15 protein-coding genes are annotated in these 15,586 nt (G+C 69.3%); 10 read left to right on the forward strand and 5 right to left on the reverse strand.

The genetic code is table 11. The features are described 5' to 3' along the window. Positions 1-116 precede the first annotated feature (116 nt). Positions 117-2,606 carry a DNA translocase FtsK 4TM domain-containing protein gene (locus tag AB0J78_RS13040; protein ID WP_363789130.1) on the forward strand — a complete coding sequence of 830 codons (2,490 nt, stop codon included), beginning with the start codon at positions 117-119 and terminating at the stop codon, positions 2,604-2,606. 250 nt (positions 2,607-2,856) lie between these two features. After that, on the forward strand, positions 2,857-4,098 hold the full coding sequence (locus AB0J78_RS13045) for a sialidase family protein (RefSeq protein ID WP_363789318.1): 1,242 nt from the start codon (positions 2,857-2,859) through the stop codon (positions 4,096-4,098). A gap of 178 nt (positions 4,099-4,276) precedes the next feature. Here the strand turns inward: AB0J78_RS13045 and AB0J78_RS13050 are convergent, their stop codons facing one another. The 3 genes from AB0J78_RS13050 to AB0J78_RS13060 all read right to left on the reverse strand — a co-directional run bounded on the left by AB0J78_RS13050 (position 4,277) and on the right by AB0J78_RS13060 (position 6,017). Next, a complete protein-coding gene (locus AB0J78_RS13050) occupies positions 4,277-4,780 on the reverse strand; it encodes a phospholipase (RefSeq protein WP_363789131.1) in 504 nt (167 codons plus the stop codon). 175 nt (positions 4,781-4,955) lie between these two features. Beyond that, positions 4,956-5,474 (reverse strand): amino-acid N-acetyltransferase, encoded by a 519-nt coding sequence (locus tag AB0J78_RS13055; protein WP_363789132.1) that lies wholly within the window; start codon positions 5,472-5,474, stop codon positions 4,956-4,958. Positions 5,475-5,516: 42 nt separating this feature from the next. After that, positions 5,517-6,017, reverse strand: coding sequence for an amino-acid N-acetyltransferase (locus AB0J78_RS13060; RefSeq protein WP_363789133.1), 501 nt, complete (start codon positions 6,015-6,017; stop codon positions 5,517-5,519). Between the two features lie 132 nt (positions 6,018-6,149). Between AB0J78_RS13060 and rimO the strand changes: the two genes are divergently transcribed. The 7 genes from rimO (at position 6,150) to AB0J78_RS13095 (ending at position 12,776) form a co-directional block, all read left to right on the forward strand. Then, entirely contained in the window at positions 6,150-7,568 is a 1,419-nt protein-coding gene (rimO, locus tag AB0J78_RS13065) for a 30S ribosomal protein S12 methylthiotransferase RimO (protein WP_363789134.1), read from the forward strand. Beyond that, positions 7,565-8,155 carry a CDP-diacylglycerol--glycerol-3-phosphate 3-phosphatidyltransferase gene (gene pgsA, locus AB0J78_RS13070; RefSeq protein ID WP_363789135.1) on the forward strand — a complete coding sequence of 197 codons (591 nt, stop codon included), beginning with the start codon at positions 7,565-7,567 and terminating at the stop codon, positions 8,153-8,155. The genes rimO and pgsA overlap by 4 nt, the downstream gene beginning before the upstream one ends. After that, positions 8,152-8,643, forward strand: coding sequence for a CinA family protein (locus tag AB0J78_RS13075; protein ID WP_363789136.1), 492 nt, complete (start codon positions 8,152-8,154; stop codon positions 8,641-8,643). The genes pgsA and AB0J78_RS13075 overlap by 4 nt, the downstream gene beginning before the upstream one ends. A 206-nt stretch (positions 8,644-8,849) precedes the next feature. Next, a complete protein-coding gene (locus tag AB0J78_RS13080; RefSeq protein ID WP_363789137.1) occupies positions 8,850-9,281 on the forward strand; it encodes a helix-turn-helix transcriptional regulator in 432 nt (143 codons plus the stop codon). Between the two features lie 405 nt (positions 9,282-9,686). Further along, complete coding sequence (locus AB0J78_RS13085) at positions 9,687-10,517, forward strand: PspA/IM30 family protein (protein ID WP_363789138.1); 831 nt, start codon at positions 9,687-9,689, stop codon at positions 10,515-10,517. 16 nt (positions 10,518-10,533) lie between these two features. Next, positions 10,534-11,346: a hypothetical protein gene (locus AB0J78_RS13090; RefSeq protein ID WP_363789139.1), complete on the forward strand. Its 813-nt coding sequence runs from the start codon at positions 10,534-10,536 to the stop codon at positions 11,344-11,346. Between the two features lie 161 nt (positions 11,347-11,507). Then, positions 11,508-12,776, forward strand: a complete 1,269-nt coding sequence (locus tag AB0J78_RS13095; protein ID WP_363789140.1) for a solute carrier family 23 protein — start codon at positions 11,508-11,510, stop codon at positions 12,774-12,776. A 120-nt stretch (positions 12,777-12,896) separates the two neighbouring features. Here AB0J78_RS13095 and AB0J78_RS13100 read toward each other — a convergent pair whose 3' ends face one another. Further along, positions 12,897-13,676, reverse strand: coding sequence for a DNA-formamidopyrimidine glycosylase family protein (locus AB0J78_RS13100; RefSeq protein ID WP_363789141.1), 780 nt, complete (start codon positions 13,674-13,676; stop codon positions 12,897-12,899). Positions 13,677-13,680: 4 nt separating this feature from the next. Beyond that, a complete protein-coding gene (locus AB0J78_RS13105; protein ID WP_363789142.1) occupies positions 13,681-14,511 on the reverse strand; it encodes a ParA family protein in 831 nt (276 codons plus the stop codon). A gap of 116 nt (positions 14,512-14,627) precedes the next feature. On the opposite strand from AB0J78_RS13105, the gene AB0J78_RS13110 reads away from it, so the two are divergent. Beyond that, on the forward strand, positions 14,628-15,356 hold the full coding sequence (locus tag AB0J78_RS13110; RefSeq protein WP_363789143.1) for a class I SAM-dependent methyltransferase: 729 nt from the start codon (positions 14,628-14,630) through the stop codon (positions 15,354-15,356). Positions 15,357-15,586: the final 230 nt, after the last annotated feature.

The following is a 15,586-nucleotide window of genomic DNA, read 5'->3' on the forward strand; positions in this document are numbered from 1 at the left end:
GGGCCGCTGGGCAGGGCAACCATGATGGGCAAGGATCTCATGGCTTGTGCGCCGGAAGGGCGCGAACCCCTGTGGTTGTTGTGACGGGAGAGGCGGGTGCCGATACCGTGTGGGGCATGGCGAGCCGGACAACTAACGGGGGGCGGGGCTCGTCGCGCGGCAAGGCGGCGACGCAGCGTAGCGGCTCCGCCGCGAAGCGTGGCGGCTCCGCTGCGGGGGCGAAGGGCAAGAGCAGCGCCTCCAAGGGGCAGAGCAAGCCGAATCCCCGATCGACGCACGCGCCGCGCAAGACGCCCGCGAAGCGCACCCCCGCCAAGAACACCAAGAAACAAGGCGGCGGACTCGGCGGCGTGGTCCGCGCGGTCGGCAAGACCCGCGAGCTCGACCCCGCCCACCGCCGCGACGGAATCGCGCTGATCCACCTCGCGCTGGCCGTGATCGTGGCCGCGGGTGTGTGGTGGAAGGCGGGCGGGCCGGTCGGTCACTGGTTCGACTGGGCGCTGCGCTCGGTCATCGGCATCGGCGCGCTCGTGCTCCCCATCGTCCTGCTGATCACCGCGGTGATCCTGATGCGCACCGAGACCAGCCCAGAAGCCCGGCCGCGCGTGGTCATCGGCTCGGTTCTGCTGCTGTTCGCGACGCTGGGAACCATCCACGTCCTGTCGGGTTCCCCGTTGGAGTCCGAAGCATGGCCCGTAGCGGGAGGTGCACTCGGATTCGTCGCCGGTGGCGCGCTGGCCTACGGCCTGACCGGCTACGTCGCCGTTCCCGTGCTCGTCCTCGCAGGACTGTTCGGGCTGCTCGTGCTCACCGGGTCCTCGGTCCGCGAGGTGCTCGCCAAGCTGCGCGGCGAGGGCCACGACGACGAGGGCGGCTTCGAACCCGCGCCCAGCAAGGCCGAACTCGAAGGCGATCCGAATGCGGTCAAGCTGCGCCGCCCGTCCCGGCGCCGCCAGTCGGCGATGTCCGAGCAGGACGAGCAGCTCTCCCTCGACGACGTCCCGGACGAGCCGGCCAAACCCGCCAAGCCCAAGGCCGCCGAGGTCCCGGCCGCCAAGCCGGAGAAGCCCGAGAAGCCGAAGAAGAGCGATCAGCCGCTGATCAGCCGCGACGTCGAGGGCGACTACCAGCTGCCGCCGCTGGACGTGCTCACCGACGGGGACCCGCCGAAGAGCCGCAGCAAGGTCAACGACTCGATGATCGAGGCCATCACCGCGGTCCTGGAGCAGTTCAACATCGACGCGCAGGTCACCGGCTTCACCCGGGGCCCGACGGTCACCCGCTACGAGGTGGAGCTCGGGCCCGGCGTGAAGGTCGAGAAGATCACCGCGCTGACCAAGAACATCGCCTACGCCGCCGCCACCGACAACGTGCGGCTGCTCGCCCCGATCCCCGGCAAGTCCGCGGTCGGCATCGAGGTGCCCAACAGCGACCGCGAGATGGTGCGGCTCGGCGACGTGCTGCGCTCCAGCGATGCCGCGAAGGACACGCATCCGCTGGTCATGGGCTTGGGCAAGGACATCGAAGGTCACATGGTGACGGCGAACTTGTCCAAGATGCCGCACCTGCTGTGCGCGGGTTCGACCGGTTCCGGTAAGTCGAGCTTCGTCAACTCGATGCTGGTGTCGTTGCTGGCGCGCGCCACCCCGCAGGAGGTCAGGATGATCCTGATCGACCCGAAGATGGTGGAGCTCACGCCCTACGAGGGCATTCCGCACCTGATCACGCCCATCATCACCCAGCCGAAGAAGGCCGCTGCCGCGCTGGCCTGGCTGGTGGAGGAGATGGAGCAGCGGTATCAGGACATGCAGGCCAACCGGGTCCGGCACATCGACGACTTCAACGCCAAGGTGCGCTCGGGCGAGATCACCGCGCCGCTGGGCAGCGAGCGCGAGTACAAGCCGTACCCGTACATCCTGGCGATCGTCGACGAGCTGGCCGACCTGATGATGACCGCTCCGCGCGACGTCGAGGACGCGATCGTGCGGATCACGCAGAAGGCCCGCGCCGCGGGCATCCACCTGGTGCTGGCCACCCAGCGGCCGTCGGTGGACGTGGTCACCGGCCTGATCAAGACCAACGTGCCCTCGCGGCTGGCGTTCGCGACCTCGTCGCTGACCGACTCCCGGGTCATCCTCGACCAGCCCGGCGCCGAGAAGCTGATCGGCATGGGCGACGCGCTCTACCTGCCGATGGGTGCTTCGCGGCCGGTGCGCGTGCAGGGCTCGTTCGTCGCCGACGACGAGATCCACCGCATCGTCGCCTACACCAAGGACCAGGCCGACCCGGACTACACCGACGGGGTCACCGCGGCCAAGGCGGGGGAGAAGAAGGAGGTCGACTCCGACATCGGCGACGACCTCGACGTCCTGCTGCAGGCGACCGAGCTCGTCGTGACCAGCCAGTTCGGGTCCACTTCGATGTTGCAGCGCAAGCTGCGGGTCGGGTTCGCCAAGGCCGGCCGGTTGATGGACCTGCTCGAATCGCGCGGGGTCGTCGGTCCGTCGGAGGGTTCCAAGGCGCGCGACGTGCTGGTCAAACCGGACGAGCTGGAGAACGCCCTGTACTCGATCCGCGGCGGGCCACCGCCCGGCGAAGAGGAGTGAGCACGGTCCCGCGGCGAGGTTCAAGCCGCGGGACCGTTTCTTTTTCCGCGCTTTTCACATTGTTCATCACCGTTCGTTTCGCATTCTTTCCACTGCTCCGTTTGCGTTCTTCGAATTGCTCTGAACGGAATTTCCAGCGGGCTCGATTCAGATCCTTTCTGCGATAACCTCTCCGCCGCTGACGGTTGATCCGCCCGCGGGTTGAGGGGTATTCCGCATGGTCTTTCGGAAAGTTCGCGCTTTGTTGGTCGTGTTGTTCTCGGCGGCATTGGTGGTCGCCGGATTGCAGCACGCGGCGTTATCCGCACCCGCTCCCGGCGATGTCGGGACCCAAGACGTGGACAAGGGCGAGCTGCTGCGCGTCGGCGGCTCCAGCTATCCGCGGCTGGTGCGGCTGGAGAACTCCGGCGAGGCCAACGGCCGCGTGCTGTCGAGCATGACGACCTACCGGGACAACGCCGGTTTCGCGGTGATCTTCGAGAGCCGCGACGACGGGAAGACCTTCCAGCCGCTCTCCGAGATCCACGATCCCGCAGGTGAGGACACCAAGGGGATGTGCTGCTCGACTCTGTACGAGCTTCCGCAGCAGGTCGGTGACATGCCTGCCGGGACGCTGCTGTGGGCCGGTTCCGCGGGCATCGGTTCCGACGAGGACGAGCGGCGGACCAGCATCCGCGTGTGGCGCAGCGACGACCACGGCAAGACCTGGAGCTACCTCTCCGACGTCGTGCAGGCCCCGGTCGGGCCCGGCGTGTGGGAACCCGAGTTCACCGTTTCCGACCAGGGCGACCTGGTCGCGTTCTATTCCGATGACAGCGACCCGAAGCACGATCAAAAACTGGTGCAGGTGCGTTCCTCGGACGGTCGTAATTGGACCGATGCGAAGGACATGCTGAAGAACGACGAGTTCACGGTGCGCCCCGGAATGTCGGGAGTTCGCAAACTGCCGGACGGCACCTACCTGATGGTCTACGAGGTCTGCAATTACGACCCGGTGCACACCTGCACGGTCTGGATCCGCAAATCCTCTGACGGCTGGGACTGGGGCGACCCCTACGACCTCGGCACCGAGATCGTCTCAGACACCGGCGGGCAGCCCCTCGGCACGCCGACCATCGCTCTCGCGCCCGGCCCGACCCCCAACGGACGACTGCTGCTGGGCTACCAGATGCTCGGCGGTGACAACGGCGGCTGGGCGCCCGGCAACGGCAAGACCGTGATGGTCAACGACGACCCGAAGGACCTCGACGGGCCGTGGAAGGAGATCCCGTCCCCGGTGCAGATCAGCTACAACCAGGGCAGCTCCTGCCGGAACTTCAGCCCCAGCCTGCTGGCCGGCGAGGACGGCAAGTCCATGATCCACGTGGCCACGGACTTCGAGCACTACATCGGCGGGCCGTGCGAGGCGTTCTACGGGGTCGGCCCGATCGACGGCGGGGCCGCTGCGGCGAAGTCCGAACCCCGTCCGATGGACACCCGGATCGGCCGCTGACGGCCGAGCAGCGGGAAAAGACGGCCCTCACCCGGCGAGACGGTCCTCCCGCCGGGTGAGGGCTTTTCGAATTTCGCGCGAAATTTGAATCCGCCCACGCGGTCGGGCGTGTCTGCGCAGGTCAGTGGGGTGCGGTTGGCTTGGTTGTCGAACTTCGCGCGAAATTCGAACAGGGCGCTCAGCGCTGGGCGGCGCGCTCCGGGACGTTGGCCATCTCCACGGCTTCGGCGAGCGACGAGGCGGAGCCGCCGAACTGGCGAACGGCCTGGTAGTACAGGTCCGCGGTGGCCTCGCAGGCGTCCTCGCCGTCGCACGCCGAGTACATGTCGTCGCGGAAGTTGTCGTCGATCTTCAGCCGGTGGTCCTCGGTGAACCGGTCCTGCGACTTGTAGTTGCGGTAGCCGAAGTCGTGCCGGTCGCAGCTCTCCAGGAACTCGTAGCCGAACGGCGAATCCGGGGAGTAGGAGCAGCCGTCGGAGGACCAGTCGAGCTGGTCGGGGTGGGGCTGCTCGGAGCGGGTCTGGGTGAACTCGTCGAGCGAGTACTCGTAGAGGTAGTTGTCGGTGGTCTTCTGCAGCTCTTCCGGCGTGAGGTCGGCGGCGAGCGCCGTTCCGCCGGTCAGCAGCAGGGCACCGGTGGCGGCCACGGTGGCGATCAGGCCACGGCGACGGTTGCGTTCCAAGGCAGGCTCCTCTGGGGGGAACGGATGACCACAGTTGTTTATAACCGGTACCAGAGGGGCTCGTGAGAAAGTTGCGAACTTACGAACGCGAACGGTTGATGAACGACGGCGGGTGGAGTTCGGGCTCAGGCGGAGCGGGGAGCGGAAACCCCGAAGCGGCTCCGGCGCGGCGCCGTCACACCGGCAGTTCGAGGAGCATCCGGGTGTTGCCCAGGGTGTTGGGCTTGATGTTGGCCAGGTCCAGGAACTCCGCGACTCCGGCGTCGACCGACCGCCGCATCTCCTCGTAGACCTCGGGGCTCACCGGAGCGCCGTCGATGGTGCGGAAGCCGTGCCGCCCGAAGAACTCCGTCTCGAAGGTCAGCACGAACACGCGCGTCAGGCCCAGCTCGGTGGCCAGCTCGACGAGCCGCCGGACGACGCGGTGCCCGATGCCGCGCCCCTTGACCACCGGATCGATCGCCACCGTGCGGATCTCGGCGAGGTCCTCCCACAGCACGTGCAGCGCGCCGCAACCGACCACGCGACCGCCGTCCTCGGCCACCCAGAACTCCTGGATGTCCTCGTAGAGCGTGACGAGTTCCTTCTCCAGGAGCACTTCTCCCGCGTAGGTGTCGACCAGCGCCTTGATCGTCGGGACGTCGGCGATCCGAGCCCGTCGAATCACTATCTCCGACGGCGCATAACCATTCATGCATCCATCGTAACTCCGCGCCCTCGGCGGAGCGCGCGAATATCAGGCCAGCTGCAACAGCATCCGCGTATTGCCCAAGGTGTTCGGCTTGACGTGCGCCAGGTCCAGGAACTGGGCGACGCCCTCGTCCGGCGAGCGGCGGATCTCGTCGTAGACGTCCGGCGGGACGGGCGTGTCGGCGATCGGCCGGAAGCCGTGCCCGGCGAAGAACTCCGTCTCGAAGGTCAGCACGAAGATCCGGGACAGTCCCAGCTCCGCGGCGCGCTCGATCAGCCGGTCGACGATGAGGTGGCCGACCCCGCGCCCCTTCTCCATCGGGTCGACGGCCACGGTGCGGATCTCGGCGAGGTCCTCCCACAGCACGTGCAGCGCGCCGCAGCCCACGATGTGCCCCTCGTCCTCGGCGACGCGGAACTCCTGGATGTCCTCGTAGAGGGCGACCAGTTCTTTGCCGAGGACCACCTTTCCCGCGTAGTGGTCGATCAACGATTTGATCGCTCGCGCGTCGCGGGCTCGTGCCGGTCGCACCTCGATGGCATTCACGTTAGGTAAGCCTAACCATTGCAACAGGACGATGGTCGTCCGGACAGTCGTAATCTTGGCCACCACTCGGAGGCATTCTGCGGTGGCAGGCTCGTTGCCGAGGGTCGACGGCAGGGACGTTAGGCTCGGCGTATGTCAACCGAGCAGCAACACCACCGAGTCGCCATGGTCACGCTCGGTTGCGCCCGCAATGAGGTCGATTCCGAGGAGCTCGCCGGCAACCTGCACGGCCGGGGCTGGGACCTCGTCGAACCCGACGCCGCCGAAGTGGTCGTGGTCAACACCTGCGGCTTCGTCGAGTCCGCCAAGAAGGACTCCGTGGACACGCTGCTGGCCGCCTCCGACACCGGCGCGAAGGTCGTCGCCGTCGGCTGCATGGCCGAGCGCTACGGCGCCGAACTCGCCGAGCAGATGCCCGAAGCCGACGCCGTCCTGGGCTTCGACCACTACGACAACCTCGCCGACCGGCTCGATGACGTCCTCGCCGGTCGCGCCGTGCAGCCCCACCAGCCGCAGGACCGGCGCACGATGCTGCCGATCAGCCCGGTCTCGCGCCCGGCCGCCGCGGCCGAGGTCGCCGTCCCCGGTCACGGCTGGGTGCCCGCCGCGCGGGAGGTCTCCCGCCGCAGGCTCGACGACTCTCCGGTCGCCGCGCTCAAGCTCGCGTCCGGATGCGACCGCCGCTGCTCGTTCTGCGCCATCCCCTCGTTCCGGGGCTCCTTCCTGTCCCGCCCGCCGGAGGAGATCCTCGGCGAAGGCGCCTGGCTGGCCCGCAACGGCGCCAAGGAGCTGTTCTTGGTCAGCGAGAACTCCACCTCCTACGGCAAGGACCTCTCCGACCAGCGCGCGCTGGAAACCCTGCTGCCGAAGCTGGCCGAGCTCGACGGCGTCGAGCGGGTGCGGGTGTCCTACCTGCAGCCCGCCGAGACCCGTCCGGGCCTGGTGCGCACCATCGCCTCCGCGCCGGGCGTGGCGCGCTACTTCGACCTCTCCTTCCAGCACTCCAGCGAGTCCGTGCTGCGCCGGATGCGCCGGTTCGGCTCCACCGAGTCGTTCCTGCAGCTCATCGAGCAGATCCGGGAGCTGTCGCCGGAAGCGGGCATCCGCAGCAACTTCATCGTCGGCTTCCCCGGTGAGACCGAGGAGGACTTCGCCGAGCTGCAGGACTTCCTCACCCGGGCCCGGCTCGACGCCATCGGCGTGTTCGGCTACTCCGACGAGGACGGCACCGAGGCCGCGGGCTTCGACGACAAGCTCGACCCGGACGTGGTCGCCAAGCGCGTCGAGCAGCTGACCGCTCTGGCCGACGAGCTGATCGCGCAGCGCGCCGAGGACCGCATCGGCACCGAGGTCAGCGTCATCGTCGAGCGCTTCGACGATGACGACGTCATCGGCCGCGCCGACCACCAGGGTCCCGAGGTCGACGGCGAATGCCTGATCGTCGAGTGCGACGAGCTCGCGGTCGGTGAGCTGGTGCGCTGCGAGGTCATCGACAGCGAAGGCGTGGACCTGGTGGTGCGACCGCTGGAGAAGTCCGGGGAGCAGCCATGACGGCAGAAGGCCAGGCGCCGCAGGCGCCCGTCCTCAACATCGCCAACGTGCTGACCATGTCCCGGCTGCTGCTGGTGCCGGTCTTCCTGGTCGCGCTGTTCTGGGGCGACGGGCACGACGAGCTGTGGCGCTGGGTCGCCACCGGTGTGTTCGCGCTGGCCTCCATCACCGATCGCATCGACGGCGAGATCGCCCGCAAGCGCGGGTTGGTCACCGACTTCGGCAAGATCGCCGACCCGATCGCCGACAAGGCGCTCACCGGCGCCGCGCTGGTCGGGCTGAGCCTGCTCGGCGACCTGTGGTGGTGGGCGACCTGGGTGATCATCGTCCGCGAGCTGGGCGTGACCCTGCTGCGGTTCTGGGTGATCCGGCACGGCGTGATCGCGGCCAGCCACGGCGGCAAGATCAAGACACTGCTGCAGGCCATCGCCATCGGGCTCTACCTGCTGCCGCTGGGCTCCTGGATGGACATCCCGCGCTGGATCGTGCTCGCCGCCGCGCTGATCGCCACTGTCGTGACCGGCCTTGACTACGTGATCCGCGCGCTGCGGCTGCGGGCCGCGGGCGACGCGAGGGCCGGCGCATGATCCTCGAACCCATCGGCCTGCCGTTCTCGCAGGTCGCGGCGTTGATCGATGCCCTGCGGCAGCGCGGTGAGACGGTCGCGACCGCGGAATCGCTCACCGCGGGACTCGTCGCGGCGGCGCTGACCGAGGTGCCCGGCGCCAGCGCCGTGGTGCGCGGCGGTCTCGTCGTCTACGCCACCGACCTCAAGGACCGGCTCGCCGGGGTGGACCCCGACCTGCTCGCCGAGCACGGTGCGGTTCACCCGGACGTGGCAGCCCAACTCGCCGTCGGCGCGTCGCGTCGGTGCGGGGCGGATTGGGGCATCGGGCTCACCGGCGTGGCGGGCCCGGATCCGCAGGACGGAGTCGCTCCCGGCACCGTTCACCTGGGCTTTACCGGTCCGCGAGGAACGCAGGTGCGCACGGTGGTGCTCGACGGTGATCGCCACGCGGTGCGCGCGGCGGCCGTTCGGGTGGCTCTGGAACACTTCGCCGCGCTGCTGCGTTGAACAATTTGCAGGAGGGGTCGTCATGTGTTCGCGTGCGCTGTGCGCTGCGTAAACATGGCCCAACGAGGACTAGGCCGATCGATCATGGACCGTTCGCCCTGGGCGGACTTCCGCTCGATCGTTCTCGTTCCGGCCCATCGATGAGTAACGTAGGGGGCGTTCACGCGTAGTGCACGCGGAAGGCGACGAAGGAAGGGAGGCGCGCGATGACCGTATTGTTGCGGGAGGCGGTCGGTGAACGGCTGCGCCGCGCCCGGACCGCACAGTCTCGGACGTTGCGGGACGTTTCGCGCGCTGCCCGGGTGAGTCTCGGATACCTGTCCGAGGTCGAACGGGGCCGCAAGGAGGCGTCCAGTGAGCTGCTGTCCTCGATCTGTGATGCCTTGGACCTGCCGCTGCCAGAGCTGTTGGTGACCGTGGCCGGTGACCTCGACGGGACGATGGTCGTGCCATCCGTCGTCGAGCAGCCGGCGACCGCGGACCTCGACGGTGGTCAGCTGGTGCCGAGCCTCATCGGTGCCGAGCTCGCCGACGCCGAGCAGCAGTTCGCCGATGCCGGTGACGCCCGCGCGGGGCTTCAGCCGGTGCTCAGCCAGCGCATCAGCGCTCCGGTGCGCAAGCAGGTAGTGGCCGCCTGAACGACTATGAGCTTGTGAGGAGTTGCTTCGCGCAGCGGTGCGGGTAGCAGAACCTGCGGCGGTGCGAGTTGAGTCCCACACTGAAACAGCGGCTCCGCCGCAATTCTCAACAGGGTCTAGACGAGACGACACACCCGACCGCCCCGCGTGCCACCGGCCCGCGGGGCGGTCTGGTTTTAGTTGATCACGGTTCAATGTCCGTTATGCCCCCGGAGCAGCGGCGGTCGGACGGGGCTGGTTCGATCAACGTTGAGCGGTCCGGGAAATACCCGGAGATCTGCCGTGTTTGGTGGAAGCGGACACAACTACCTGACACGATGGAACCAGCCGAGGCTCTTGATGCGTTGTATCGGCGAGAGATCGGCTGGGGGCAGCCGGCAAGCGGAGAGAAGGCAGGCGGAGGAGATGGCCAACCCGTTCGTGAAGGCCTGGAAGTACCTGATGGCGTCGTTCTCGTCGAAGGTCGACGAGCACGCCGACCCGAAGGTGCAGATCCAGCAGGCCATCGAAGAGGCCCAGCGGCAGCACCAGAGCCTCTCCCAGCAGGCCGCGTCGGTGATCGGCAACCAGCGCCAGCTGGAGATGAAGCTGAACCGCCAGCTCGGCGAGGTCGAGAAGCTGCAGGCCTCGGCCAAGCAGGCGCTGGTGATGGCCGACCAGGCCCGCACCGAAGGGGACGAGGCCAAGGCCCAGAAGTACGAGGAGACCGCGACGCAGCTGGCCAGCCAGCTGGTCACCGCGGAGCAGGGCGTCGAGGACCTCAAGACGCTGCACGACCAGTCGCTGGGTGCCGCCGAGCAGGCCAAGCAGGCCGTCGAGCGCAACGCGCAGGTCCTGCAGCAGAAGATCGCCGAGCGCACCAAGCTGCTCAGCCAGCTGGAGCAGGCCAAGATGCAGGAGCAGGTCTCGGCGTCGATGAAGTCGATGACCGAGGTGTCCGCTCCCGGCAACACGCCCTCGCTGGACGAGGTCCGGGACAAGATCGAGCGCCGCTACACCACCGCGCTCGGCGAGGCGGAGCTCGCGCAGAACAGCGTGCAGGGCCGGATGATGGAGGTCGAGCAGGCCTCCGTGGACGCGGCCGGCGCCAGCCGCCTCGCCCAGCTGCGCGCCTCCATGGGTGGCGGCGAGCAGCAGCAGGTCACCGGCGGTGCGCAGCAGCAGCTCTCCAGCGGCGGTGAGCAGACCCCCGCCGAGACCAAGAAGCAGGAGAAGCCGCAGGCTGACCAAGCCTGATCGAGGCGGAGGCGCCATGTCCCGGAAACAGGAGCTCGCGCAGCTGGGCGAGGCGGCCCTGGAGACCCTGCGCGGGCCGGTGGCGACCGAGGTCCGGCGCAAGTGGGCCGACTGGCGCGACCCGCGTGCCCGGCTGGTCCGCAGGCGCAAGGCGGCCAAGCGGATCGCGGGCACCAGCGGCGCCACCGCCGGTGTCTTCGGGCTGGGTGCCGTCGCTTCGTGGATGACGCCGATCGTGGATTCGGTCTTCTTCTGGCAGTGGGCCGGGGAGACCGCCGCGGTCGGTCTCGGCGGTGTCGCCGTGGCCGGTGGTGTGGGCGCGGTCAGCGCCGGGTTGAAGTACCGGAAGTTGAAGAACACGCCGCTGCCGGAGTCCACCGCCAGCGAGCCGCTGCCCGCTCCGGGTTCGGCCGCGCGACCGCCGATGCAGCGGTTGCGGGAGGCGGAGCAGACGCTCAACAACGCGCTGGTCGAGCTCACCTCGGCCGGTGCGGGTGCTTCGGCGACCGAGGCGCGGGCGACAGCGGACACGGCTGCGGCGGAGCTGCGCCGGGGCGCCAAGCGGCTGGTGGCGGTGGAGTCGGCGATGCGCTACGCGCCGCCCGCCGAGCAGCAGGAGCTCCGCGCGGACGTCGACCGCCTGCGGGCGGAGCTGGACGAGGGCGTGTCGGGCTACGGCGGTGTGGTGGCCGCGGCCGGGCGCGCGGTGGCCGCGAGCGGTTCGGGCGAGCAGCGGCACCTGCTGCAGGACGCCACGGACCGGTTGGCCGGTCTCGCCGCCGGGATGCGCGAGGTCTTCGGCGAAGTGGACGGGTCCGCTCAGCACTGATCTTCACCACGCGCTGCATGCGCATCACTAGTGGTAGTCGATAATTTCTCACATTCGACGGACCGGGTGCCTTGATTGCGTGATGCCGAATAGTAATCTTTCCCCAGTCATCACATGCCGTGACAGTAGTTCCACCTGAACGGTGGCTCGGGGAGGCCAATGTGGCGTTGTGGGCCGTGCACGGCAACGGTCGACCACTGCTGCGCGATTCCGTCGTTTCCTCCGAGGAGCGCCTGAGCTGGCCGCTCACGATCGGCTTCGGCGTGCAGCACCTGCTCGCGATGTTCGGCACCACCACTCTCGTGCCGCTGCTGACCGGATTCCCGGTCGCCACCACCCTGCTGCTCTCCGGTGTGGGCACGCTGCTGTTCCTGGTGATCACCCGCAACCGGGTGCCGAGCTACCTGGGTTCCTCGGTGGCGTTCGTGGTGCCGATGAGCGCCGCGGTCAGCGAGGTCGGCGCCGGTCCGGCGGCCCTGCTCGGCGGGATCATGGTGGTCGGACTGGTGGTGCTGGCCTTCGGCGTCGCCGTCAAGGCGCTGGGCGTGCGCCTGCTGGAGACCGCGATGCCGCCCGTGGTCACCGGCGCGATCGTGCTCATGATCGGGCTCAGCCTCGCCCCGCAGTCCGTCTCGTCCTTCGACCAGCAGCGGGTTCCCGCCGCTCTGACGCTGGGAACCGTCGTGCTGCTGACGGTGATCAGCCGCGGCATGGCGGGACGAGCGGCGGTGCTGATCGGCGTCCTGGTGGGGTGGCTGTACGCGGCCGGGATGGGCCAGCTGGTGCCCGAGCGGGTCGCCGAGCTGGCCGCGGCGCCGTGGATCGGCTTCCCGGAGATGATCACGCCGCAGGTGCACGTCTCCGTGGTGCCGTTCGTGCTTCCGCTGGCGATAGTGCTGGTCGCCGAGCACGTCGCGCACCTCAAGGCGGTCGCCGCCGTGTCGGGCCGCGATCTCGACCCCTACGTCGGTGACGCGCTCATCGGCGGTGGGCTGGCCACGATGCTGTCGGGTTCGGCCGGTGGCTCGGCGGTGAGCAGCTACGCGGCCAACATCGGCGTCATGGCCGCGACGCGCGTCTACTCCACGGCGTCCTGCTTCGTCGCGGCCCTGTCGGCGATCGTGCTGTCGTTCTCCCCGAAGCTCGCCGCCCTGATCAACACGGTGCCGATGGGCGTCCTCGGCGGAGCGACGCTCGTCCTGTTCGGGATGCTCGCGCTGGTCGGGGTCCGGATCTGGCTCGACGCCCGCGTCGACTTCGCCGACCCCGTCAACCTCGCGGTCCTCGGCACGGCCGTCATCGCCGGCGTCGGCGATCTGACGCTCAGCGTCGGCGACCTCCGCATCACCGGTCTCGTCTGGGGCTCCATCGGGATCGTCATCGTCTACCCCCTCCTGCGGAACCTCGCAGACCTCCGCAATGTCCCCTGACCAGCACTCCCTTGGTCCCCCGGCCCCGGGACTCGCGCACCCGTTCTCCCGATTTCAGTGGAAACCGGGGTTCCGAGTTCCACTGAAGTCCGTGTCCTGATGTCCACTGAAATCCGGGGGTCAGGGTTGGCAGCGGGGGCAGTGGTAGGTGACGCGGTGGTCCGGGGGTTGGCCCTGGGATCCTCTTCGGACCGGGTTTCCGCAGCGCAAGCAGGCCCTTCTGGCGTAGACCCAGTGCTGATCGCCGCGGCGGAGGCTCTTGGTCGTGGTCTGCTCCGGATGCCAGGCGTTGCGCAGGAGGAGGTCGTGGCTGAGCCGGACCGCCGCGCGGGCGTCGATCTCGCCCACCGGGGTACGAGGGGAGCGGCCGAGGAGGAAGCAGACCTCGGTCTTGTAGAGGTTCCCGACGCCCGCCATGATCCGCTGATCCATCAGGGCCAGGCCGATCTCGCGGTCCGGGTCGGCGGTGAGCCTGCGCAGCGCTTCGTCCTCCTGCTCAGGGCCCCAGTCCGGGGACAGCAGATCCGGGCCCAGGTGCCCGATGAGCTCCGACTCGCCCGAGGTGGGCAGCCATCGCAGGTCGTGCAGGGCGAAGCCGACCGCGACCCGGTCGGCCGTCGCCAGGATCGCGCGCACCTGATGTCCGGGCCGCCGCCATCGGCCGCTCGGCGGGTACAGGTGCCAGGCGCCGTCCATCCTCAGGTGGTTGTGCAGCGTGCGGCCGTGCTCGAAGCGGATCAGTAGGTGCTTGCCCGCCGGGCGGACCTCGCTCACCACCCGGCCCTTCAGCTCCACAGTGGACAGGCGGGGGTGCCGGATCTCGCCGCGGATCAGCTCCCGCCCGGCCAGGGCCTCGTTCAGCCGGTGGCAGGCGAGGAAGACCGTGTCGCCCTCGGGCACCGAGTCACTCGGCTTCCTCGGCGAAGTCCTCGTCCTCGGGCTCCGGACGGCGGGTCCGGCCCGCGCGCAGCGTGCGGGCGAGGATGAGGTTGAACGCCAGCGCGACCTCGCGAGCGCCCGGCGTGCCCCACTGGTGGATCGGCATGCACGCGCCCTGGGCCTGCTGAACCGCGAGCCGGTCCGGCAGCGCGACCGGCATCACCAGCGGGCCGAAGATGTCCCGGAGCTCGTCGATGCGGTACTGGTGCTCGTGCGACCTCGGCCGCACCCGGTTGACCACCACGCCCAGCGGCTGGAGGTCCGGGTTGGTGGCGCGCTCGGCCTGGACCGCCTCGAAAGCGCGCTGAACACCGGACACCGCGAAGATCGTTGGCTCGGTCACCAGCAGCGCTCGGTCGGCCGCCACCAGCGCGGACCGGGTCAGCCGGCCCAGCGACGGCGGGCAGTCCAGCAGCACCAGCTGGTAGGGGAGCTCGCCCTCGGCGATCAGATCGTCCAATTCGGACAGCGCGTCGTCGAGCCGGGACAGGTGGTCGCCGTCGGCGTGCCCGTTGAGGCTCTCGGCGTCCTCCGAACCCACCAGCACGTCGACCTCGTCGCCCCACGAACTGCCGGTCACCGCGGCCCGCAACACCTCCGGGCCGGGATCGGCGAGGACATCGCTCAGACCCTTCGCGGTCTTCTCCGGTTCCAGGGCGGCCGTGGCGTTGCACTGCGGGTCGAGATCGACCACCAGCGTCCGAACCCCGCGCCGCATGGCGGCCGAGGCAAGCCCGAGCACCACGGTCGTCTTGCCCACGCCACCCTTGAGACTCAGCACCGCAACCGTCTGCACGCGGTCAGCCTACGGAACCGGCGTCGACATGAGCAGTGCTGGCCGTGTTTTGCCCAGGCGGTCCTGGTGCGGCACGCCGTTGCGGATCTCGGCTCGCCCGGCATTACGCTTTTGGCATGAGATCGGACGCCGTCCACCAGGTGCTGGAAACCGAGATCGCCGACGCGGCGCAGCGGCTCGGCCGCCGACCGCGCGTGCTCGACGTCGGCGGCGGCAGCGGCGTGTGGGCGGTGCCGCTGGCCGAAGCGGGCTGCGCGGTGACCGTCATCGATCCCAGCCCCAACGCTCTGGCGACCCTGCAGCGCCGTGCCGAGGACGCCGGGGTCGCCGATCGCGTCACCCCGCTGCAAGGGGACACCGAAGCCCTCGCCGCGCTCAGCCCCGACGGTGGTGCGGACCTCGTCCTCGCCCACGGTCTGCTGGAGGTCGTCGACGACGTCGACGCCGCCATCGCGGCGCTGGCCTCCTCCACCGCCCCCGGCGGAGCGGTGTCGGTGCTGGTCGCCAACCGCTACGCGGCGGTCCTCGGCCGGGCGCTGGCGGGCCGCGTCGGGGAGGCGCTGCGGTTGCTCAACGACGCCGACGGCGTCCTGGACGCCGGATCGGAAACCCTGCAGCGCCGGTTCGACACCGACGGGCTCCAGCGCTCGCTGAGCGCGGGCGGGTTCACCGTCGAGCTCGTCCAGGGCCAAGGGGCGCTCAGCGACCTCGTGCCGGGCTCGGTCACCGACGACAACCCGCGCACCGCCGACGCCGTCGCGGAGCTGGAGCAGGCCGCGGCCACCCGCTCGCCGCTGCGCGACATCGCCACCCGCTTGCACGCGATCGCTCGGAAGCCCGGCTGAGACCAGGGCGGACCGTGCGGTTTCGGAAATTTCGAAGATCGGCCGTCCAGGTGACAAGATGATCACTGACCGCGACTACCCTGGGTGCCTCGGCTGATTACCGCTGGTCGTTGACCTCGTGGAAGATGTCGATCACAGCCCCGAACCGACGATGTCCGCAATGTCGCAGGTTTCCGGTGGCCGGACCGGGTAGTCGTCGCGTCTCCGGAACCGTATCCTCAGTGGTGACG

The organism is Saccharopolyspora sp. NPDC049426, assembly GCF_040676935.1.
Lineage (GTDB): Bacteria > Actinomycetota > Actinomycetes > Mycobacteriales > Pseudonocardiaceae > Saccharopolyspora.

Excerpts from the sequence above, each read along its gene's own strand:
- AB0J78_RS13040 (WP_363789130.1), top strand. The coding sequence starts at position 117 with ATGGCGAGCCGGACAACTAACGGGGGGCGGGGCTCGTCGCGCGGCAAG.
- AB0J78_RS13055 (WP_363789132.1), bottom strand. The coding sequence starts at position 5,474 with ATGAATGGTTATGCGCCGTCGGAGATAGTGATTCGACGGGCTCGGATC.
- rimO (WP_363789134.1), top strand. The coding sequence starts at position 6,150 with ATGTCAACCGAGCAGCAACACCACCGAGTCGCCATGGTCACGCTCGGT.
- pgsA (WP_363789135.1), top strand. The coding sequence starts at position 7,565 with ATGACGGCAGAAGGCCAGGCGCCGCAGGCGCCCGTCCTCAACATCGCC.
- AB0J78_RS13075 (WP_363789136.1), top strand. The coding sequence starts at position 8,152 with ATGATCCTCGAACCCATCGGCCTGCCGTTCTCGCAGGTCGCGGCGTTG.
- AB0J78_RS13080 (WP_363789137.1), top strand. The coding sequence starts at position 8,850 with ATGACCGTATTGTTGCGGGAGGCGGTCGGTGAACGGCTGCGCCGCGCC.
- AB0J78_RS13085 (WP_363789138.1), top strand. The coding sequence starts at position 9,687 with ATGGCCAACCCGTTCGTGAAGGCCTGGAAGTACCTGATGGCGTCGTTC.
- AB0J78_RS13090 (WP_363789139.1), top strand. The coding sequence starts at position 10,534 with ATGTCCCGGAAACAGGAGCTCGCGCAGCTGGGCGAGGCGGCCCTGGAG.
- AB0J78_RS13110 (WP_363789143.1), top strand. The coding sequence starts at position 14,628 with ATGAGATCGGACGCCGTCCACCAGGTGCTGGAAACCGAGATCGCCGAC.